This is a genomic window from Aliiroseovarius sp. Z3 (genome assembly GCF_029105185.1).
Classification (GTDB): Bacteria; Pseudomonadota; Alphaproteobacteria; order Rhodobacterales; family Rhodobacteraceae; genus Aliiroseovarius.
In genome coordinates, this window is the sequence record NZ_JAFMZK010000003.1 from 253,284 (window position 1) to 273,407 (window position 20,124).

19 protein-coding genes are annotated in these 20,124 nt (G+C 57.8%); 8 read left to right on the forward strand and 11 right to left on the reverse strand.

Translation table 11 applies throughout. From position 1 onward, the window contains the following. Positions 1–49: 49 nt before the first annotated feature. The gene (gene dnaK, locus J3R80_RS06910) at positions 50–1,963 is read right to left on the reverse strand and encodes a molecular chaperone DnaK (protein ID WP_275393031.1); all 1,914 of its coding nucleotides are present in this window, start codon (positions 1,961–1,963) and stop codon (positions 50–52) included. Between the two features lie 193 nt (positions 1,964–2,156). Between dnaK and J3R80_RS06915 the strand changes: the two genes are divergently transcribed. Then, positions 2,157–2,801 carry an alpha-ketoglutarate-dependent dioxygenase AlkB gene (locus J3R80_RS06915; protein ID WP_275393032.1) on the forward strand — a complete coding sequence of 215 codons (645 nt, stop codon included), beginning with the start codon at positions 2,157–2,159 and terminating at the stop codon, positions 2,799–2,801. Here J3R80_RS06915 and J3R80_RS06920 read toward each other — a convergent pair. Then, on the reverse strand, positions 2,798–3,619 hold the full coding sequence (locus J3R80_RS06920) for an ABC transporter permease (protein WP_275393033.1): 822 nt from the start codon (positions 3,617–3,619) through the stop codon (positions 2,798–2,800). The two genes, J3R80_RS06915 and J3R80_RS06920, sit on opposite strands and share 4 nt — an antisense overlap. Before the next feature lie 132 nt (positions 3,620–3,751). Between J3R80_RS06920 and cysQ the strand changes: the two genes are divergently transcribed. From cysQ to J3R80_RS06955, 7 genes are all read left to right on the forward strand, one after another. After that, positions 3,752–4,549 carry a 3'(2'),5'-bisphosphate nucleotidase CysQ gene (cysQ, locus tag J3R80_RS06925; protein ID WP_275393034.1) on the forward strand — a complete coding sequence of 266 codons (798 nt, stop codon included), beginning with the start codon at positions 3,752–3,754 and terminating at the stop codon, positions 4,547–4,549. Positions 4,550–4,552: 3 nt separating this feature from the next. Next, the gene (gene kdsB / locus J3R80_RS06930) at positions 4,553–5,356 is read left to right on the forward strand and encodes a 3-deoxy-manno-octulosonate cytidylyltransferase (RefSeq protein ID WP_275393035.1); all 804 of its coding nucleotides are present in this window, start codon (positions 4,553–4,555) and stop codon (positions 5,354–5,356) included. A gap of 239 nt (positions 5,357–5,595) precedes the next feature. Further along, positions 5,596–6,492 (forward strand): UTP--glucose-1-phosphate uridylyltransferase GalU, encoded by an 897-nt coding sequence (galU, locus tag J3R80_RS06935; RefSeq protein ID WP_275393036.1) that lies wholly within the window; start codon positions 5,596–5,598, stop codon positions 6,490–6,492. Between the two features lie 108 nt (positions 6,493–6,600). Beyond that, positions 6,601–7,536: a glycosyltransferase family 2 protein gene (locus J3R80_RS06940; protein ID WP_343075817.1), complete on the forward strand. Its 936-nt coding sequence runs from the start codon at positions 6,601–6,603 to the stop codon at positions 7,534–7,536. A gap of 40 nt (positions 7,537–7,576) precedes the next feature. Beyond that, positions 7,577–8,587, forward strand: a complete 1,011-nt coding sequence (locus J3R80_RS06945; RefSeq protein ID WP_275393038.1) for a glycosyltransferase family 2 protein — start codon at positions 7,577–7,579, stop codon at positions 8,585–8,587. Further along, complete coding sequence (locus J3R80_RS06950; protein WP_275393039.1) at positions 8,584–10,281, forward strand: beta-1,6-N-acetylglucosaminyltransferase; 1,698 nt, start codon at positions 8,584–8,586, stop codon at positions 10,279–10,281. Before J3R80_RS06945 ends, J3R80_RS06950 begins: the two co-directional genes overlap by 4 nt. A gap of 4 nt (positions 10,282–10,285) precedes the next feature. Then, positions 10,286–11,704 (forward strand): sulfotransferase family 2 domain-containing protein, encoded by a 1,419-nt coding sequence (locus J3R80_RS06955; protein ID WP_275393040.1) that lies wholly within the window; start codon positions 10,286–10,288, stop codon positions 11,702–11,704. 7 nt (positions 11,705–11,711) lie between these two features. Here the strand turns inward: J3R80_RS06955 and J3R80_RS06960 are convergent, their stop codons facing one another. The 9 genes from J3R80_RS06960 to J3R80_RS07000 all read right to left on the reverse strand — a co-directional run bounded on the left by J3R80_RS06960 (position 11,712) and on the right by J3R80_RS07000 (position 20,110). Further along, the gene (locus J3R80_RS06960) at positions 11,712–12,176 is read right to left on the reverse strand and encodes a PTS sugar transporter subunit IIA (RefSeq protein WP_275393041.1); all 465 of its coding nucleotides are present in this window, start codon (positions 12,174–12,176) and stop codon (positions 11,712–11,714) included. Positions 12,177–12,214: 38 nt separating this feature from the next. Continuing rightward, on the reverse strand, positions 12,215–12,790 hold the full coding sequence (raiA, locus tag J3R80_RS06965) for a ribosome-associated translation inhibitor RaiA (RefSeq protein ID WP_275393042.1): 576 nt from the start codon (positions 12,788–12,790) through the stop codon (positions 12,215–12,217). Positions 12,791–13,035: 245 nt separating this feature from the next. Next, entirely contained in the window at positions 13,036–13,797 is a 762-nt protein-coding gene (lptB, locus tag J3R80_RS06970; protein WP_275393043.1) for an LPS export ABC transporter ATP-binding protein, read from the reverse strand. Next, positions 13,797–14,291 (reverse strand): LptA/OstA family protein, encoded by a 495-nt coding sequence (locus J3R80_RS06975; protein WP_275393044.1) that lies wholly within the window; start codon positions 14,289–14,291, stop codon positions 13,797–13,799. The genes lptB and J3R80_RS06975 overlap by 1 nt, the downstream gene beginning before the upstream one ends. Beyond that, on the reverse strand, positions 14,291–14,914 hold the full coding sequence (gene lptC, locus J3R80_RS06980) for an LPS export ABC transporter periplasmic protein LptC (RefSeq protein ID WP_275393045.1): 624 nt from the start codon (positions 14,912–14,914) through the stop codon (positions 14,291–14,293). Before lptC ends, J3R80_RS06975 begins: the two co-directional genes overlap by 1 nt. Before the next feature lie 79 nt (positions 14,915–14,993). Continuing rightward, positions 14,994–15,605 carry a ribonuclease D gene (locus J3R80_RS06985; RefSeq protein WP_275393046.1) on the reverse strand — a complete coding sequence of 204 codons (612 nt, stop codon included), beginning with the start codon at positions 15,603–15,605 and terminating at the stop codon, positions 14,994–14,996. Positions 15,606–15,671: 66 nt separating this feature from the next. Next, entirely contained in the window at positions 15,672–16,541 is an 870-nt protein-coding gene (locus tag J3R80_RS06990; protein WP_275393047.1) for a DmsC/YnfH family molybdoenzyme membrane anchor subunit, read from the reverse strand. Between the two features lie 12 nt (positions 16,542–16,553). Continuing rightward, entirely contained in the window at positions 16,554–17,285 is a 732-nt protein-coding gene (locus J3R80_RS06995; RefSeq protein WP_275393048.1) for a 4Fe-4S dicluster domain-containing protein, read from the reverse strand. Continuing rightward, positions 17,282–20,110 carry a molybdopterin-dependent oxidoreductase gene (locus J3R80_RS07000; protein ID WP_275393049.1) on the reverse strand — a complete coding sequence of 943 codons (2,829 nt, stop codon included), beginning with the start codon at positions 20,108–20,110 and terminating at the stop codon, positions 17,282–17,284. Before J3R80_RS07000 ends, J3R80_RS06995 begins: the two co-directional genes overlap by 4 nt. Positions 20,111–20,124: the final 14 nt, after the last annotated feature.

The following is a 20,124-nucleotide window of genomic DNA, read 5'->3' on the forward strand; positions in this document are numbered from 1 at the left end:
GGGAGGGGGCAGGGCCGCAAGGGCAGCCCCGCCCGTTACCTATTCAGACTTAACGCTTGTTTTCGTCGTCAAGGTCTTCGAAGTCGGCGTCGACAATGTCGTCATCCACTGCCGAAGGGCCATCAGCTTCTTCAGGCTCTTCGCCAGCCGCTTCTTCCTGCTGCGACTTATAGATCGCTTCACCCAGCTTCATGGCCGCTTCAGTGACGTTCTGGATGCCCGACTTGATCTTGTCGGCATTGTCTTCTTCCATCACGTCTTTCAGAGCGGCAATGGCCAGCTCGATCGCTTCGATCGTGGTCGGGTCGACCTTGTCGTTGTGCTCTTCCATCGCCTTTTCGGTCGAATGGATCAGGCTTTCGGCCTGGTTCTTGGCTTCGACAAGCTCTTTGCGCTCTTTATCGGCCTCGGCGTTGGCTTCAGCGTCTTTCACCATTGCTTCGATATCCTCATCCGAGAGGCCACCCGAGGCTTGGATGGTGATTTTCTGCTCTTTGCCGGTGCCTTTGTCCTTGGCGCCCACTTCAACGATGCCGTTGGCGTCGATGTCGAAGGTCACCTCGATCTGAGGCATGCCGCGCGGTGCCGGCGGGATGTCTTCCAGATTGAACTGGCCCAGGATCTTGTTGTCCGCAGCCATCTCACGCTCACCTTGGAACACGCGCAGGGTCACGGCGTTCTGGTTGTCTTCCGCGGTCGAGAAGATCTGCGACTTCTTGGTCGGGATCGTCGTGTTGCGGTCGATCAGGCGGGTGAATACACCGCCCAGCGTTTCGATGCCCAAGGACAGCGGGGTCACGTCCAGCAACACAACGTCTTTCACGTCACCTTGCAGAACACCGGCCTGAATGGCGGCACCCATGGCCACAACCTCGTCAGGGTTCACACCCTTATGCGGCTCTTTCCCGAAGAACTTGGACACCTCTTCGATGACCTTCGGCATACGGGTCATACCACCGACCAGAACCACCTCGTCGATATCGTCCTTCGACAGGCCAGCGTCTTTCAGTGCGGCTTGGCAAGGCTTCATCGAGCGTTTGATCAGGTCAGACACAAGGCTTTCCAGCTTGGCGCGGGTCAGCTTCATGACCATGTGCAGGGGCGAGCCATCCGACCCCATCGAGATGAAGGGCTGGTTGATCTCGGTCTGCGACGAGCTGGACAGTTCGATCTTGGCTTTCTCAGCGGCTTCTTTCAGGCGCTGCAGAGCCATCTTGTCTTTCGACAGATCGACCTGGTTTTCCTTTTTGAACTCATCGACCAGATACTGAACGATGCGCATGTCGAAGTCTTCACCACCAAGGAACGTGTCGCCGTTGGTCGATTTCACTTCAAAAAGGCCGTCGTCGATTTCCAGAATGGTCACGTCGAAGGTCCCGCCGCCAAGGTCATAGACCGCAATGGTGTGGGTTTCCGACTTGTCCAGACCATAGGCCAGCGCGGCGGCGGTCGGCTCGTTGATGATCCGCAGCACTTCAAGGCCAGCGATTTTGCCGGCGTCTTTGGTGGCCTGACGCTGAGCGTCGTTGAAATATGCAGGCACGGTGATCACGGCCTGAGTGACTTCTTCACCCAGATAGCTTTCTGCCGTTTCTTTCATCTTGCCCAGAATGAAGGCCGAGATTTGCGAGGGCGAGTATTTCTGCCCGGCCGCTTCGACCCATGCGTCACCATTGCCGCCATCAACGATGGAGTAAGGGACAAGTTTCTTGTCTTTCTCGACAGCCGGGTCCTGCATGTTGCGACCGATCAGGCGCTTCACGGCGAAGACGGTGTTGTCGGGGTTGGTGACAGCCTGCCGTTTGGCCGATTGACCAACGAGGCGTTCGTCGTCCTTGAAGGCGACGATCGAAGGCGTCGTGCGCGCGCCCTCTGAGTTTTCGATGACCCGCGGTTGCGAGCCGTCCATAATGGCAACACAAGAGTTGGTGGTGCCGAGGTCGATACCGATGACTTTAGCCATGCTCAAAATCCTCTCTTAGGCGATGTTGTGGGAGCCGACCTTGCAAAGCATCGGCCCCTGATCCCAGATTTCTGACCGAATGGGCGTGCCCCAATCCGGCGTCTCGGCGTATATAAGTAGGGGAAATGGGGCCTGCAAGCGTTCAAGGGTGCGGAAAGGCGTAAAAAAACGAGTCAATTTCAGGGTTTTGACCATGATTGCGCATGACATACCCCCAATGGATCTGGCGGGGGCAAAGCTTTTCAAAGGGATGCTGGACCGCACGGCGCAAGAGACGCTGGTCGAGGCGCTGCGGGACGTGGCGTCCGCTGCCCCGTTTTTCCACCCTGAGACGCGGTGGGGAAAAAAGATGTCGGTGCGGATGACATCAGCAGGACGGTTGGGCTGGGTGTCGGATCGGCGCGGGTATCGCTATGAACCGCGCCACTCCTCTGGCGCGGCGTGGCCCGAAATCCCTGACCTCGTACTCGCGGTCTGGCGGGCGGTATCCGGTACGGGACGGCGGCCTGACTGTTGCTTGGTCAACTATTATGGCAAAGGCGCACGGATGGGGCTGCATCAGGACCGTGACGAGGGGGACTTCTCGTATCCGGTCGTGTCGATCAGCATCGGCGACGACGCCCTGTTTCGGATTGGCGGGACCGAGCGGCAGGGTCCGACGCAATCCGCTTGGCTCGCCTCGGGTGACGTGCTCGTATTGGATGGGCCATCACGTCTGGCGTATCACGGGATTGACCGTTTGCGCTTTGGGTCGTCTGATCTTTTGCGCGATCGCGGGCGGATCAACCTGACGCTTCGGGTGGTGGACATCCCGTCAGCCACCAGCGGCGATGCCTAACGACGGGCATCCCAACTGGCCGACACGTATTTGCGGCTGTAGCTGTCGCCCATAAGGCCAAGGAACGCCAGCACGACGGATACGATCAGTGGATACTGCCAGCTGGAATAATGCGGGAAATAGTTGATGAAAGTGTATCCGCGCGCCTGATCAATAATGTGGAACAACGGGTTCCACGAAAACAAGGCCAACATAAAAAACGGAAGCGTGTTGGCCAGGAACATCTTACCCGACGCGAACATGTTCACGCGCATATACAGGGTCGTGGCGACCTGCGTGAATTGCGGGAACCATGGCTTCAGCGCCATGAAAATGATACCAACAGACACGCCGTTAAACCAGCCAAGCAGCAGCATCATGAATGCACCGCTGGGGTCGTGGAACTCGACGGTTCTAAACGCCAGACTGTATGCCGTCAGCATCACGACAATCGACAGGATTTGCAGATAAAGTGACGACAAGGCAGCCGCGACGATAGATACGAGCGTATTCATCGGCCCATGCAGCATCATGGTCGAGGTCGGGCCAGCAGAGCTGGACACCGCTTTCATGGTCTTGACGTTCGTCATGAAGATGAAGACGCCGGACATGATATAGAGCAGAAAGTCCCCCCGGATAGCAGCCGTTCGCAGGCCGAGCACGCTCATCATCACAAAAAAGACGGCGATCATCAGAAGCGATTGAAGGATATTGAGCAGCAGGCCGATAACTGCGTTCGGATGCGATTTTCGAAGGTCATAGACCGTCGCATGATAAATCACCGACGCCATCGAGGTCGCAGCCTCAAACCGGGTTCTGTTCACCTTGACTTCAAACATGGCGCTGCCTTTTTGCCCGCAATGGGGGGATTCTCGCAGGGAAATCTTGCCGTTCCTTTACCCAATCATCATAAGTGGGCGAAATTATGTAATCAACTGGACCGCGCGATGTGGCGGGTTAGGAGCAAGGCCTTGGATTTTAACCGTTTGGAAAGCGTCATGCGCAAACTGGCGCTTGAGGCCGGCGATGTGATCATGGAGATCTATGGTTCGGATGATTTTGACGTCCGGTCGAAATCTGATGATAGCCCGGTGACTGCCGCCGACGAAGCGGCGGATGCCGTGATCTCGGCCGGGTTGCGCGATGCCTTTCCAGATGTGCTCTTGGTGACGGAAGAGCAGTCCGACAGTCACGGACAGCAGGCCAGCGCGTTTCTGATCGTCGATCCGTTGGATGGCACCAAGGAGTTCATTCACCGGCGCGGCGATTTCACTGTGAATATTGCCTATGTCGTGGACGGCACGCCTGTTCGTGGGGTTGTCTACGCCCCTGCAAAAGGCCGCATGTTCTTCACCCGCGCCGATGGCAGAAGCGTCGAGGAGCAAGGCCCTTTCGACAAGGGCGCCGTCGGTGACATGTCACCAATTTCCGTCACCACCCCGGACAACGACGCCCTGATGATCGTGGCGTCGAAGTCGCACCGCGATCAGGCCACGGATGATTACATCGGCAAATATGCGGTGAAAGACATGCGGTCGGCTGGCAGTTCGTTGAAGTTCTGCCTTGTCGCCACCGGCGAGGCCGATCTTTATCCCCGTGTGGGCCGCACGATGGAATGGGACACCGCCGCCGGTCATGCGGTGCTGAAGGGTGCAGGTGGGGACGTCGTGCGTTTTGACGATCACACCCCGCTGACCTATGGCAAACCGGACTATGCCAATCCGTTTTTCATCGCCTACGCCCCCGGGGTGGAGCTGAAGAAAGCCTGATGGATGAGCGTTCTGATCGTCATACCAGCGCGCTTCGCCTCAGTCCGTTTCCCCGGTAAGGCACTGGCGCCCCTGCGTGGCGCAACGGGTCAGGCAAAGTCACTGATCCGGCGCAGTTGGGATGCAGCACAGGCCGTAAGCGGTGTCGACCGCGTTGTCATCGCGACCGATGATGACCGTATCCGCGCCGAAGCCAATGGTTTCGGGGCCGAGGTCGTCATGACGTCTTCGGATTGTCGTAATGGGACCGAGCGTTGCGCCGAGGCGCTGGACGCGCTGGGCGGTGGTTTCGATATCGTGGTGAACCTGCAAGGTGATGCCCCGCTGACCCCCCCTTGGTTTGTCGAAGCGCTGATCGACGCCCTGACCGACCACCCGGTTGCCGAAATGGCCACGCCCGTTTTACGCTGCGATGGTCGCGCGCTGAACGGGTTTCTGGAAGACCGCCGCGCCGGGCGGGTTGGCGGAACCACTGCCGTTTTCGGGGCCGAGGGCAAGGCACTTTATTTTTCAAAAGAGGTCATTCCCTACACCGCTGACGACGAATGGGATGACCAGATCGCGACACCGGTGTTTCACCACGTGGGCGTGTATGCCTATCGTCCCGCTGCCCTGGCAGCCTACGCACGCTGGACGCCCGGACCTCTGGAAAAATTGGAGGGGTTAGAGCAGCTACGCTTTCTTGAGCGGGATCATCCTGTGCAATGTGTTGAGGTCGACGCGCGAGGCCGACAGTTCTGGGAATTGAACAACCCCGAAGATGTCACAAGAATCGAAGACATCCTGAGTGATCTTGGAATGGCATAGGTTGCAATTCTTATCGCTGTTTTTGCACTTGCAGGGGGCGACCCACCGCGCTTTTTCACGAAAAAATGGAATTGCCTTGAGAAAAGCCGTCGATTGACCCAGTATCATGAACAATTGCCATGAAGTTGTCAGATTTTCCGCCCATTGGTGTTCAGTATTTAGTTTAAGCCTTCACAGGTAAATAAGTGTTGATCCATCAGATGTAAGTTCAGGCGGATCGGTCACAACAGAGGTGTTTTATGACGCACAGGAAAGTCACCAAGGCCATTTTTCCGGTTGCCGGGTTGGGAACGCGTTTTCTTCCCGCCACCAAGTCGATTCCGAAAGAGATTATGACGCTGGTTGATCGCCCGCTGATCCAATATGCGATCGACGAGGCGCGGGCCGCAGGGATCAAGGAATTTATCTTTGTCACCTCACGCGGCAAGGGCGCGCTTGAGGACTATTTCGATAACTCTCCTGTTCTGGAGCAAGAGCTGCGTCGCAAGGGCAAGGATGCCCTGCTTGAGATTCTCAAGGACACCAACATGGAAAGCGGCGCAATTGCTTACATGCGTCAGCACAAAGCGTTGGGTCTTGGGCATGCGGTCTGGTGTGCCCGTCGTCTGATCGCCAACGAACCGTTCGCGGTCATCTTGCCGGACGACGTGATCGCCGCCGAGAAGCCTTGCCTGCAGCAGATGGTCGAAGCCTATAACGAAACCGGGGGATGCATGGTCGCCGCCATGGAAGTTCCGACCGAGAAAGCCAGCGCCTATGGCGTTCTTGATGTGAAGCAGGATATGGGCGCCATGGTTTCGGTCAAAGGGATGGTCGAGAAGCCAGCCGTCGAGGATGCGCCATCCAACCTGGCGGTGATTGGCCGCTATATCCTGACGCCCAATGTGCTGCGCAGCCTGAACAAGATGAAAAGTGGTGCGGGGGGTGAGATTCAGCTGACCGACGCCATCGCTTCGGAAATCGAACAGGGGCGCGATGTGTTCGGGTACCGGTTCCGCGGCCAGCGGTTTGATTGCGGGTCCAAGGCGGGCTTCTTGCAGGCGACCGTTGCCTTCGGCATGGCCCGCGAGGAGCTTCGGGACGAGTTTTCCAGCTATCTTCATGACATCGTGGCGCAGCAGAAGGCGGCCGAGTAACCCTCGGTGCGCGATGCTGGACGGGATCTTTGGTCAGCCTATCGCATGCGGTGGAAACGTCGGCGATTGATCTGGCGATCCCTTCGATCGCGCAGGGATCTTGTAACCGTGGTCGACCGCACGGACCGGATCGGCCCCGGCGATGTTCTGGCATTCACAACAGCGCGCAATGAAATCACGCGTCTGCCGCATTTTCTGTCGCATTATCGCGCGCTGGGCGTGGGGCACTTTCTGTTCGTTTTGAACAACAGCGATGATCCGTCAGAAACCCTTTTGGCGGATCAGCCTGACGTTTCCCTGTGGCGCACCAATGCCAGCTACAAGGCGTCTCGTTTCGGGGTTGATTGGACCACATGGCTTCAGTTTCGCCATGGTCATCGTCGTTGGTGTCTGACGGTCGATGTGGACGAGCTGTTGATCTATCCCCATTGCGACACCCGGTCCCTGACCGACCTGACCGGGCGTCTGGCGCAAACCGGAGCCTCTGCGATGGGGGCGCTGATGCTGGATATGTATCCCAAGGGGCCGTTGGACCAGCAGGCATATGCACGGGGTCAGGATCCGACCAAGACCTTGCCGTTTTTCGATGCTGGCCCTTATCGGGCGCAACGGCAATCTCCGGCACAGAATTTGTGGTTGCAGGGCGGGCCGCGTGACCGGGTCTTCTTTGTCGACCTGCCTGCCCGCGCGCCCACACTGAACAAGCTGCCGCTTGTGCGTTGGGATCGGCGCTTCGCCTATATGAATTCGACCCATTCGGCACTTCCACCACGCCTGAACCATGCCTGGGATGGGCCGCCGTGCATGTCGGGCGACCATCGTTTGTCAGGCGCGCTGCTGCATACGAAATTCCTGCCGGACATCGTCACCCGATCACGGGAAGAAAAGGCACGACGGGAACATTTTGGTCAGCCGGAGGATTTCGATGCCTATTATGACTGGCTCTCATCCGCGCCCGACCTGTGGCATGATGGGGCCGTCGCGTATCGGGGCTGGCGTCAATTGCTTGATATGGGGCTTATTTCTAATGGCGGCTGGGCTTAAACCAGTGTTAGCGTGACATCGGTCAGGAACGAGGAATACGTTGGGCGTCTGGACATCATACCGACTGCGGCTGAAACGCAAGCAATGCCACATCAGGGCATTTCGCAAGCGGCGTGAACTGACCGAGATTGCCAACCGAACCGGGGCCATCAAGCAAGGCGACATTCTGTGCTTTTCGACGATCCGCAACGAATGTATCCGACTTCCCTATTTCCTGAACTATTATCGCGACCTTGGTGTGAACCATTTCCTTTTTGTCGATAACGGCTCAACGGATGGCGGCGCAGAGTATCTGGCCGATCAGGCGGACGTTTCGCTCTGGTCTACCGATGCCAGTTACAAAAGCGCCAATTTCGGGGTGCACTGGACAGGATGGTTGCAACGTAGATATGCCCATGGGCATTGGTCACTGGTGGTCGATCCTGACGAATTTCTGGTCTATCCCTTCTGCGACACGCGACCGCTTCGGGCGCTGACGGATTGGCTGGATACATCGGATGTCAGGTCTTTTGGTGTCATGCTGCTGGACATGTATCCGAAAGGGCCGATGCACAGTCTTACCTATGCTGCCGGGCAAAACCCCTTTGAACTTGCCGACTGGTTTGACTGTGGCAACTACAGCATCAGCAAAAATCCCAAATACGGCAACTTGTGGATACAGGGTGGCCCGCGTGCCCGTGCCTTCTTTCGCGATGACCCCGAAAAGGCCCCTGCCCTGAACAAGATACCGCTGGTGAAATGGAAACGAAACTACACGTATGTCAGTTCGACTCACGCGCTTTTGCCGCGGGGCCTGAATCTGGTCTATGACCAATGGGGCGGCGAAAAGGCCTCGGGCTGTTTGTTGCACGCAAAGTTTTTGGACACGTTCAAGGAAAAGTCGATCGAGGAGCTGAAACGCGGCCAACACTATGCCAACAGCCACGAGTACCGCGCCTATCACGATGGCACCAACGAAGACACCGACCTGTGGTGTGACTGGAGCGAGAAGTACATGAACTGGCGCCAGCTAGAGATGCTGGGCTTGATGTCGAAAGGGAACTGGGCATGAGCCTTGGGATCGTCATGCTGGTTCACGACGCGCTCGACCGCGCCGAGCAGTTGGTGCGCCACTGGGCCACCCATGATTGCCCGGTTGTGGTGCATGTCGATGCTTATGTGACGCAAGATGATTTCGCGAATTTCACGGCTGCGCTGGATGACTTGGACAATGTGCGCTTCTGCAAGCGTCGCCATTGCGAATGGGGTACGTGGTCATTGGTTGCGGCCAGCCAGACCGCATCCGAAGCCATGTTAGAGACGTTTCCCGACGTGCAGCATGTATTGCTCGCATCGGGAAGTTGTTTGCCGCTGCGCCCGATTTCCGAGATGCGCGCGTATCTGAGCAATCGTTCGCAAACCGACTTTATCGAAAGCGCCACGACCGAGGACGTGCCCTGGACCATTGGTGGTCTGGATATTGAACGGTTCACGCTCCGGTTCCCGTTCTCATGGAAGCGCCAGCGCCGCCTGTTTGACTACTATGTCAGCATTCAACGCAAGCTCGACCTCAAGCGCACCATCCCTTTCGGGCTTATACCCCATCTGGGCAGTCAGTGGTGGTGCCTGACGCGAGCAACGCTGTCGGCCATCCTGAATGACCCGCAGCGACCCCGGTTTGATCAATACTTCCGGCGCGTCTGGATCCCGGATGAAAGCTATTATCAGACCCTCGCGCGCCGCCATTCATCCCGGATTGAAAGCCGGTCCTTGACCTTGTCGAAGTTCGATTTTCAAGGCAAGCCGCACGTATTTTATGACGATCACCTGCAGTTGTTGCGTCGATCCGACTGCTTTGTCGCCCGCAAGGCATGGCGGTATGCGGACAAGCTGTATGACAGCTTCTTGTCGGACCAGCCGACCGTTGTCACGGGTGCGGAACCCAACCCGGGCAAGATCGACCGGATATTCACCAAGGCCATTGAACGGCGCACAAAGGGTCGGCCGGGCCTTTACATGCCAAGCCGCTTTCCCCGAGACGGGCACGAAGGCAACATAACCGCTGCGCGCTACACGGTTTTGGAGGGGTTTTCCGAGCTGTTCGATGGGTTTGAAGACTGGTTGGCAGACGTGGTCAGTGCACGTGTTCACGGCCATTTGTTTGCTGAGGACAAAGCACATTTTGCGGGCGGCGCGCCGGAGTTCTTTGGTGCGCTCACGGATTCCGCGAAACTGCGTGATTACAATCCCAAAGCGTTCCTGACCAACCTGATCTGGAACACGCGCGGCGAACGCCAGTGCTTTCAATACGGGCCGAGCGACAATCAAGACCTGTCCTGGGTCATGGCAAAAGACACCAACGCACGCATCTATGTTGTCTCTGGGGCGTGGGCTGTGCCCTTGTTTCATTCGAACCGCAACTTCTCGGATATCCGGCGCGAGGCAGCGCGGTTGCAGAAGCTGGAAAGCGAACATCTGACCGTGTTGCGATCCGGTCATGCGCGGGCGCGCACTCAGATCTGGTCTTTGGCCGATTTTGTGCTGAACCCGACCGAACCCTTGCAAACGGTGCTTGATGACATCGGGTTGCGGCAACCCGGCGCGCTGCCAAAGCTGCCAAAGATGAAACCGCTTCAGGGATTTGGACAGTTCCTGCAGGATCTGAAAAATCAGGGTATGCATCCCTATCTGATGGGCGATTTCCCGGCCGGGCATGACCTTGTGCCGACCGCCCGCATTCAGCGCAAACCCTATCTGGTGAAGTGACCACATGACTGGCCCGTTTGATTGTTTCATCATTTTCGCCGAGATGCGCACCGGCTCGAATTTTCTGGAAAGCAACCTGGACCAGTTTTCCGGCCTTCAGTGCTACGGCGAGGCGTTCAACCCCTATTTCATGGTGACACCGCAGACCGAAGAGCTGTTTGGCGTGACCGTGGCACAGCGGGATGCGGATCCAATGCAGCTGCTCGAGCGCATCAAGTCCGAAACCAACGGCTTGCCCGGATTTCGCTTTTTCCATGACCATGACCCGCGCGTGTTCAACGCATTGATCGATGATCCGCGCTGCGCCAAGATCGTGCTCACACGTAATCCAGTCGAAGCCTATGTGTCCCGCAGAATTGCCATGGCGACCGACCAATGGCAACTGAGCAAGCAAAGCGATGCCCGCAAGGAAAAGGCGCGGTTCATACCGGACGAGTTTGAGAAGCTGTTTTATCGGTTCAAGAGCTTTCAGCTGAAGATCAAGGAACGTTTGCAACTGTCGGGTCAGACAGCGTTCTATATCGACTATGAAGAGGCTCAAGATATCAATGTGATCAATGGGTTGGCAAAGTTCTTGGGTGAAACTGACGAGATCACGCAATTTGCCAGCACGTTCAAGAAGCAAAACCCGGAACCCCTGTCTGACAAAGTGCAGAAGTTTGAGCTTCTTGCCTCAACCGTTGCCCGGATTGATGTCTTTGACTTGCACAAGGTGCCGAACTTCGAACCCAGCCGCCCGCCCGCCTTGAAATCCTATCTGGCGTCGGATGAGTTGCAGGTGGTGTTCCTGCCGATTGCCGGGGGGCCGTCAGAGCGTGTCACGGAGTGGATGGAGGCTGCCGGCCCCCTGACACGCGACTTCTCACAAAAGGCGCTGCGGCAATGGAAGCGACGGCACAAACGACATCGCAGCTTCACGGTGTTGCGCCACCCCGTGGCACGGCTGCATTCTGTTTTCTGCGATCTATTGGCGTTTCGGGATGATGACCCCGATGGCGATCTGAAAACCACCTTAAGGCACACATATGGGCTGGATCTGCCCAGTACACCCGATGCGCCCTGGACGCTCAGCGATCACCAAACGGCGTTTGCGCAGTTTATTGCGTTTGTCGCACGAACGCTTGGTGGTCAAACTGCGATCGGTATTGATCCGCGCTGGGCCACACAAGCGGCAACGATAAAAGGGTTTGCCGGGTTCACCTTGCCCGATCACATCCTGCGCGAGGATCAGCTTGCCGCAGGGCTAAACCACGTGCTGTCCGAGGTACAGGTTGGCGCCACGCCCCCCCTGACAGAAGCGACGCCAGATGCGCCGTTTGCGCTGGAACAGATCTATTCAGAGGACCTCGAATCCGCTGTGCGCAAGGCGTATCAGCGCGATTACATGATGTTTGGATTTCGACCTTGGGGCGCGTCGGACTAGTCCGCAATCACGCCGCTTTGTTTGTCAGGCTTTCGGTCAGCAGCGCATGCAGGGTCGCCACATCGGTATTGGCGCGCAGTTTGGCGCAGATCGAGGCATCACGCATGGTGCGGGACACCAAAGCAAGTGCTTTCAGGTGATCGACGCCGGAATCTTCCGGGGCAAACAGGGCGAAAACCAGATCGACAGGCTGTTTGTCCACGGCGTCGAAATCAAAGGGCTTTTCCACGCGCATGAAGCAGCCGACAATCTTGTCCAACCCATTTAACCGGGCGTGTGGCAAAGCCACCCCGCGGCCCACACCGGTGGGCCCCAAGGTTTCGCGTTGCTGAAGCGCGGCAAACGCCTCGCCGCCGTTAATGCCATAACAGTCCATCACAACGTCCCCAAGATCCTGAAACAGGCGTTTCTTGGAAGACACTGTCGATACGACCTTTACGGCCGACGGCTTAAGGATGCTCGCAAGTTCCATCGCCAACAACTTTCCCCACCCACCAACGGGTGGGAGGCTTACACTGCGTTTTTGGGGTCGATCCAGCCCACATTACCGTCTTCACGGCGGTAGACCACATTCATCCCCTCGGTTTTCTCGTTGCGGAAAACCAGAACGGGCGCATGTGCCAGCTCCATCTGCATGACCGCTTCGCCGACTGAAAGCGATGGGATTTGAGTTTCCATCTCGGCGATGATCATGGGTTGGAGTGAGGCGTCCTCTGCTTCGTCCTGACCTTCTTCTGAGGCGAGGATATACGAGGCTCCGCCGAAAACTTCAACCGGGTCCACACGATCCTTGTGGTGGTCCTTCAATCGACGCTTGTAGCGGCGCAGTTGCTTCTCCATTTTTTCGGCGCAATTGTCGAAGGCTGCATAAATCTCGGTCGCAATCCCCTTGGCTTGCGCGGTCAGACCAGTGGACAAATGCACGATCGTTTCACACACATATTCATGGGCGCTTTTCGAAAAAATCACCTGGGCCCGCGTCGGGCGTTCAGCATACTTTTGAACGACGGCGCCCAATTCATCTTTCACGTGAACCTGAAGGGCGTCACCGATGTCGATTTGCTTGCCACTGATTTGATATTGCATCCATACCTCCTATGGTAGTGCAGGCCTCAAAATACCTTTCTCGAGCAAGAGAAAGGAAATTCCTATTTAAATTACATAGTGTTGTGAGCGCTTTGAGCAACCTAACCCGTCCAAATTCATTTGGACGATCCGCCATGTATTTCCCGCACGCGGGAAGACAGGAACAAAGGATCAGGTGGTCTTGCATTGTCTTCATTTGGCGACGAGTCGAGGGGGCTTGTCAACCATATCACGTCGCTGCGACCCTAATTGATCGAGAAATTCTGCCCCAGATAAACCCGCCGGACATTCTCATCACGGATGACTTCGTCGGTGGTGCCGCTCATCAAGACGTGGCCATCGTGCAGAATATAGGCCCGGTCCACGATATCGAGCGTTTCACGCACATTGTGGTCCGTGATCAACACGCCGATGCCGCGATCCTTAAGGTCGTGGACCAGTGTTCTGATCTCGCCCACAGCGATCGGATCGACTCCGGCAAAGGGTTCATCCAGCAAAAGATACTTGGGATTCGACGCCAGCAGGCGGGCGATTTCGACCCGTCGCCGTTCACCGCCGGACAGGGCCAGCGCGGGCGCGCGACGCAGGTGGCTGATCGAGAACTCGTTCAGCAGCTCTTCCAGCCGTTCGCGCCGCTTGTGACGGTTGGGGGTCGAGATTTCCAGAATCGAAAGGATATTGTCTTCGACCGACATGCCGCGAAAAATCGACATCTCTTGCGGCAGATAGCCGATCCCGTATTTGGCCCGGCGATACATTGGCAGAAGCGTCACATCGCGCCCGTCGATCAGAACCTGACCGGCTTCGGGCGTGATCAGCCCGGCAATGGCATAGAAGGTTGTCGTCTTACCGCAGCCGTTCGGGCCAAGCAGGGCCACGACCTCACCGCGGTGCAGTTCCAGATTGACCTCGCGGATCACGGGCTTCTTGCGATAACTTTTGCGCAATCCGATGATGCGCAGGCCAGCGTCTCCACTTTCGACGGTCAGATCGGGACTGTTTGACATCAATCCGCACCTGTCTGGATGATCGACTTGACCCGTCCGTCCATCGTGCCGGTCCCGGCCTGAAGGTTGACGGTCAGCTTTTCGGATGACAGCGCGTTTTGCCCCTGTGTCAGGATCACATCGCCGGTCATCACGATTACACCGCTGGAAATCGTATAAACAGCCTCGCGCGCCTCGGCCGCTTCGGCACCATTCACCAAGGTGACGCCATCGGAAGCAAGCAGGCGCGAAATCTCTCCGGTCGTGTCGGTTCCGGTCACGTATTCGACCCTAACCTTGCCCGCCGACAGGCGCATTTCGCCCTGCCCGATCTGGACATTGCCGCTGAACGTGGCCGATCCATCCGATTGGTCGACCTGCAACTGATCTGCTGAAATTTCGACAGGAAGGGTGCTGTCATGTTTCAGGCCCCCAAACGCGACCTGAGCCTGCGCATGGGCCGCAATCGGCAAACTAAGCGCAAGCAAACAGGCTGCAATACGTGCAGATCTCATCACTTGTAAGTCCCCTCTGTCTTGGGGTCGTATATCAGTTTTACGCCCCCTTTGAAAACAAGAAGATAGGTGTCGCTTTCTTCGCCTTCGCGGGTGATCTCTGCCTGTCCTGCCGTCAGATGCCCCATCGGGCCGTCCGCTTCGACCGGGCCGAGTGTTTTGGCCGAAGTTGTATCCATCGCGGTCGACAGGCCGTTCGTTGCGATGTGATAGTTGGTCGATGTCACCAATGTAACGCCACCAGACAGATCAACGATGTTCGAGCTGCCATTGATCAAGGCTTTCGAGGCGTTGATATCCACAGCCCCGCCATCTGGTGTTTCGATCCGTGCCGCCAACCCATCGGCGCTGAAGACATTCGTCTGATCTGGCTCTGGCACGGCGCTTTTGGCAGAAAAGGTGATCGCCGCGCCGTCTTCGGTTACGCTGGAAAACCGGGGGCTGTCGATCCGCTGATCACCGGTCAACTCTTCCAGATTGACGCGGGCATAGGACAGCGATGTGGTCGGATCGACGGATTTCGAGATCAGGAACATAGTCGACAACAGCGCAAGCGCGCTGACCGGCAGAAGAACCTTCAGCAGGGCGATGAAGCGCGAATACTGGTTGTCGGACCTGAGCATATATCCTCGGTTGTTCTGTCTCTGCTGGTATTTAGGCACCGCTCTGCCCAATCCAAGGTCGCGGCGTGTTTTGGCCGTGTTAGTGAGCGAAAATGTCGATCTCGGGCCAGCCGGCAAGGTCCAACTGCGCCCGCATTGGCAGGAAATCGAAACAGGCTTGCGCCATGTCAACACGCCCTTCACGGGCCAAACGTTGATCCAGCTCATCGCGCAAGCGGTGCAGGTAAAGGACGTCTGATGCGGCATACTCCAACTGTGCTGCGGTCAGTTCTTCCGCGCCCCAATCGCTCATCTGTTGCTGCTTGGAGATATCGACCTTCAGCAACTGTTCCAACAGGTTCTTCAACCCGTGACGGTCGGTATAGGTGCGGATCAGTTTCGACGCGATCTTGGTGCAATAGACAGGGGCCGTGACCACGCCGAATGCGTTCAGAAGTGCGGCGATGTCGAACCGGCCAAAGTGAAACAGCTTCAGGACAGTCGGGTCGGTCAGCATCTTTTCAAGATTGGGGGCGCTGGTCTGGCCCTTTTCGACCTGCACCAGATGCGCGTCGCCGTCACCCGATGACATCTGCACCACACACAGCCGGTCGCGATGCGGGTTCAGCCCCATGGTTTCGCAGTCGATGGCAACGACTGGACCAAGATCCAGCCCGTCGGGAAGGTCACGCTTGTAAAGATGGTTGGCCATATCTGCCCTCATGCTCCGTTCCCCACCCTGATAGGCGCAGTGGGGAGCGGGTTCAATGAAAAGGGGTCATTTGCCGTGATAGAGGCCCACAACATGCTCGGCTTCGGCGAAGAACAGCCAACGGCCGACAACTGCGCCGACCAGATGAAGGGCCAGCGCCAGAAAAGCAGTCATGTGACCAGGGGATGTCAGAAGAAGGATGGCGGCAGGCAGGGCGCCCGCCAAAGCCAATGTGATCCATCTGAGCTTTTCTGCATGCTTGCGCCCAACGCGATACACCATTTCGTCCACAACATAGTTGCGCGCCGTGTGACCGCTTTCCAGCATCCGCACCTTGCCCAGATGCGCCAGCCCGGTGGCATCCCCCGTGGTCCCGCGCGCTTGCGCCCGCTTATCCCCGATTTGCCACGCGGCGAACAGGGCCAGCGTCAACGCCAGAAGCAGCCAACCGGCGATCTTTGCCTCCCCCGCCAACAGGGCGCCACCGCCCAACGCATGCAGCAGAAAAAGAACCGGCGTCAGCGGCTGGTTCCAGCGCGGAATGGTCTTGAGCTGGGTATAGATCATCGAGGTTGTGAAGACGGTGATCAGCGCCAGAACAGAGCCTATTGCACCAGAAACAGCCATTTCGGCCCCCAGGAAGATGCGCGGCACCGCGACCAGTGCGAACAGGAACAGCGTCAGGATCGCGGCGATGCCTTCGCGGCTCAGCCAACTGGTGCGCCATTGGCTTAGCGCATAGATCGCGTTCTTTTTGTTGCCCAGGTGAAAGGTCGATGCCAGCAGCCCGGCGCAGGACAGGGCATAGGCGATAAAGAAGAACGCAAAGGCTGTGCGGCCACTGACATCGGGCACGCCCAGCCCCAGCCAGAAAAACAGGCCGAAACCCAACCCTGACAGGGTGGTGAAGATGATGACACTGGGGGCAGGATGCATCCGGGGTCTCCGTCAGAGCTTTTCAAGTGCTTTATCAAGCCAGCCAAGGAACCCTTTCGGTTCGTCGGCGACAACCTCCAGCGGGGCGGTGTCCAGCGTATCCTTGGGGCGCGGCGGCAGATATTTGTTCACGGGCTTGGTGCCCAGATCGGGCATCAGATCAAAACCGCCGCGATTGGCGACCAGTTTCGACACATCGCTGTCGGGGTCGCCCAGATCGCCGAAATGACGCGCGCCCGCCGGGCAGGTGCGCACGCAGGCGGGCACACGATCTTCTTCGGGCAGGTTTTGGTTATAGATCCGATCCACGCACAGCGTGCATTTCTTCATGATCCCTGCCTCACGGTCCAGCTCGCGCGCGCCATAGGGGCACGCCCAGGCGCACAAGCCACAGCCGATGCAGCGATCTTCGTTCACCAGCACAATCCCGTCTTCGGATCGCTTGTAACTGGCACCTGTCGGGCAAACCGTGACGCAGGGCGCATCGTCGCAATGCAGGCAGGACCGCGGCATGTGGACGGTTTGCGCCGCTTTACCTTCGGCCTGCGCCTCATAGGAAAACACCCGGTTCAGGAAGGTGCCGCCGGGGTCTGCACCATATGGGTCCGTGTCGGACAGAGGTGCGCCATAGTTCTGCGTGTTCCATCCCTTACAGGCGGTCACGCAGCCGTGGCAGCCAACGCAGGTGTCCAGGTCGATCACCAGCCCCAGCTTCTTCTCGGTCTTTTCAGGAAGGGCGGTCATCGGATTTTCCTTGCGACAACGTCCGGGCCTTTGCCCACGGGCGAGGTGATCGAGGGGTGCACAGGCTGGCTTTCCGCAGGTTTAGGGACTGATTTCGCAATCTTGACCCGTAAATCAAACCAAGCCGCCTGCCCCGTGACCGGGTCCGAATTCGCCCATCTAAGCCCATCCCCTTTCGGCGGCTGAAGCTCGTGAATCAGGTGGTTCAGAAGGAAGGCTTCGGTCGCCTCGGGCGCGGCCTTGTCCAATGCCCACGTCCCCTTGCGCTTGCCGATTGCGTTCCATGTCCAGACCGTCTTGGGGTTCAGCGCCGCATGGTGGGCCACAGGTACCGTGATCGACCCATGGGCAGAGGTCACGACCGCATAGTCCCCATCTTCAAACCCGTGCTCCGTCCACAGGTCGGTCGGCAGATAAAGGAAATTCTTGCCGGTGATTTGCCGAAGCCACGCATTTTGCGACCCCCAGGAATGATACATGTGCATCGGGCGCTGGGTCAGCGCGTGGATGGGAAACGCGTCCGCATCGACATTCGCATCCTCGAACGGCGGATACCAGATCGGCAGCGGATCCATCGTTTCCGCTATCCGCGCGCGCAGGTGGTCGGGGGGCTGGATGTCACCATGCCCCTCGGCGGCCAGCTGGAACTTGCGCATTGGTTCGACATACAGATTGAACACATAGGGCGCTTCGGCGTCGAAAATGCCACGCGCAACGGCCCATTCCTGATAGGCCTTATTCCAAGGTTTGTAAAAGCTGGCCTCGGTCGGAATGTGATCCACCCAAAACCCGCCATTCTCGATATATTTGTCGATTTGGGCTGGATTAGGCTCTCCTCGTCCCCTACCCTCACCGTCTTTTCCGCGCCAGCCTGCCAATGGTCCAACGCCCGGACGACGCTCGTGATTGACCAGATAATCGGCGTAGTCCTTGAACTTCGGCGCGCCGTCATCTGTCACGAATCCGGGCAGGCCTAGCTTTGACCCAAGCTGGATCAAAACCGTTTGAAACCCGCGCACGTCGCGGTCGGGTTCGACCACCGGCCAACGGATCGCATCTGCGGCGCCATCGGCCTCGCAGATCGGGCGGTCCAGCAGGCTGATGCAATCGTGCCGCTCAAGATACGTCGTGTCGGGCAGGATCAGATCCGCATAGGCCACCATTTCCGAGCTATAGGCGTCGGAATAGATGATATGGGGAATCACATAGTCACCCTTCTCATCCGTATCGGTGAGCATCCGCATCACCTCGGACGAATTCATCGACGAGTTCCACGCCATGTTGGCCATATACATGAACAGCGTGTCGATCTTGTAAGGGTCGCCCGCATGCGCGTTTGAGATCACCATATGCATCAATCCATGGGCCGACATCGGGTTTTCCCATGTGAATGCCTTGTCGATCCGCTTCGCCGTGCCATCGTTTTCCAGCAGCAGATGCTCCGGCCCCATCGGATAGCCCAGATGCGGCCCGTCCAGCGGTTGGCCGGGGGTGACACCCGCGTGGGGTTTTGGGTGCGCCTCGGGCGGCTTGGGATAGGGCGGTTTGAACCGGAACCCGCCCGGAACCTCGACCGAACCCAGCAGGATTTGTAGCAGATGCAGCGCGCGGCAGGTCTGGAACCCGTTCGAATGCGCCGAGATCCCGCGCATCGCATGAAAGCTGACCGGCCGCCCGATCATCTTGTCATGTTTCTGTCCCTTCCAGTCCGTCCAGGGCTGGTCCAGCACGATCTCTTCCTCGAACGCCACGCGCGCCAGCTCGGCGGCGATAGACTTGATGCGTTCGGCAGCGATGCCGGTTTGATCGGCCACTGCTTCCGGGGCGTATTTGTCGTTCAGATAGCGATCCGCCAGCAGCTGAAACACGGGACGGTGTGTGGTGCCGGCATGCCGGTAATTTGCGGCAAGATCGGGCATGACACCCGGCGTGTCATAGTCGGAAAGTTTGCCGGTTTCACGGCAGATGACCTGCGGCTTGCCGTTCTCACCCCGTATGAAAAGCCCGTTTTCCGGTGAATTAGGCTCTTCATTAACCACAAACCCTGCATTTGTATAGCGCGACAGATATCCCAGATCGACCTTTCCTGCGCGCAGCAGTTCGTGCACCAAAGCCAAGATAAACAAACCGTCCGTGCCCGGCGTGATGCCAACCCAGTCATCCGCAATTGCGTTATATCCCGACCGGATCGGGTTCACGCCAATCACCCGTGCCCCGCGCTCCTTCAGCTTGCCCAGACCGATCTTGATCGGGTTGCTGTCATGGTCTTCCGCCACACCAAACAGCATGAACAGCTTGGTGCGATCCCAGTCGGGCTGACCAAACTCCCAAAACGCGCCGCCCATCGTATAGATGCCCGCGGCTGCCATATTGACCGAGCAGAAGCCACCATGCGCGGCATAGTTCGGGGTGCCATAGGCTTGTGCGAACCACGATGTGAAACTCTGACTTTGATCGCGCCCGGTGAAGAACGCCATGCGCTTGGGGTCTGTTTCGCGCAAGGGTGCAAGCCATCCGGCGGCAATCTCCAGCGCTTCGTCCCAGCTGATCTCCTCAAACTCGCCCGACCCGCGCGGTCCAACACGCTTCAAAGGGGCGCGAAGCCGTGAAGGGGCATAATGCTGCATGATCCCCGCGGAGCCTTTGCCGCACAAAACCCCCCTGTTCACCGGATGGTCGCGGTTGCCTTCGATATAGGCCACCTGCCCATCCTTCATGTGTACGTTAATCCCACAACGGCACGCGCACATATAACAGGTCGTTTTGCGCACCTCGTCCGACACGGGTGGCGAGGTGTCAATCTGAAGGTGTTCCGGTTTATTCATATAGCTGCTGGCCC

What these genes read in the sequence shown, in the direction of transcription:
- dnaK (WP_275393031.1), bottom strand. Translation starts at nt 1,963, where the DNA reads ATGGCTAAAGTCATCGGTATCGACCTCGGCACCACCAACTCTTGTGTT.
- J3R80_RS06915 (WP_275393032.1), top strand. Translation starts at nt 2,157, where the DNA reads ATGATTGCGCATGACATACCCCCAATGGATCTGGCGGGGGCAAAGCTT.
- J3R80_RS06920 (WP_275393033.1), bottom strand. Translation starts at nt 3,619, where the DNA reads ATGTTTGAAGTCAAGGTGAACAGAACCCGGTTTGAGGCTGCGACCTCG.
- kdsB (WP_275393035.1), top strand. Translation starts at nt 4,553, where the DNA reads ATGAGCGTTCTGATCGTCATACCAGCGCGCTTCGCCTCAGTCCGTTTC.
- galU (WP_275393036.1), top strand. Translation starts at nt 5,596, where the DNA reads ATGACGCACAGGAAAGTCACCAAGGCCATTTTTCCGGTTGCCGGGTTG.
- J3R80_RS06950 (WP_275393039.1), top strand. Translation starts at nt 8,584, where the DNA reads ATGAGCCTTGGGATCGTCATGCTGGTTCACGACGCGCTCGACCGCGCC.
- J3R80_RS06955 (WP_275393040.1), top strand. Translation starts at nt 10,286, where the DNA reads ATGACTGGCCCGTTTGATTGTTTCATCATTTTCGCCGAGATGCGCACC.
- J3R80_RS06960 (WP_275393041.1), bottom strand. Translation starts at nt 12,176, where the DNA reads ATGGAACTTGCGAGCATCCTTAAGCCGTCGGCCGTAAAGGTCGTATCG.
- raiA (WP_275393042.1), bottom strand. Translation starts at nt 12,790, where the DNA reads ATGCAATATCAAATCAGTGGCAAGCAAATCGACATCGGTGACGCCCTT.
- lptB (WP_275393043.1), bottom strand. Translation starts at nt 13,797, where the DNA reads ATGTCAAACAGTCCCGATCTGACCGTCGAAAGTGGAGACGCTGGCCTG.
- J3R80_RS06975 (WP_275393044.1), bottom strand. Translation starts at nt 14,291, where the DNA reads ATGAGATCTGCACGTATTGCAGCCTGTTTGCTTGCGCTTAGTTTGCCG.
- lptC (WP_275393045.1), bottom strand. Translation starts at nt 14,914, where the DNA reads ATGCTCAGGTCCGACAACCAGTATTCGCGCTTCATCGCCCTGCTGAAG.
- J3R80_RS06985 (WP_275393046.1), bottom strand. Translation starts at nt 15,605, where the DNA reads ATGGCCAACCATCTTTACAAGCGTGACCTTCCCGACGGGCTGGATCTT.
- J3R80_RS06990 (WP_275393047.1), bottom strand. Translation starts at nt 16,541, where the DNA reads ATGCATCCTGCCCCCAGTGTCATCATCTTCACCACCCTGTCAGGGTTG.
- J3R80_RS06995 (WP_275393048.1), bottom strand. Translation starts at nt 17,285, where the DNA reads ATGACCGCCCTTCCTGAAAAGACCGAGAAGAAGCTGGGGCTGGTGATC.
- J3R80_RS07000 (WP_275393049.1), bottom strand. Translation starts at nt 20,110, where the DNA reads ATGAATAAACCGGAACACCTTCAGATTGACACCTCGCCACCCGTGTCG.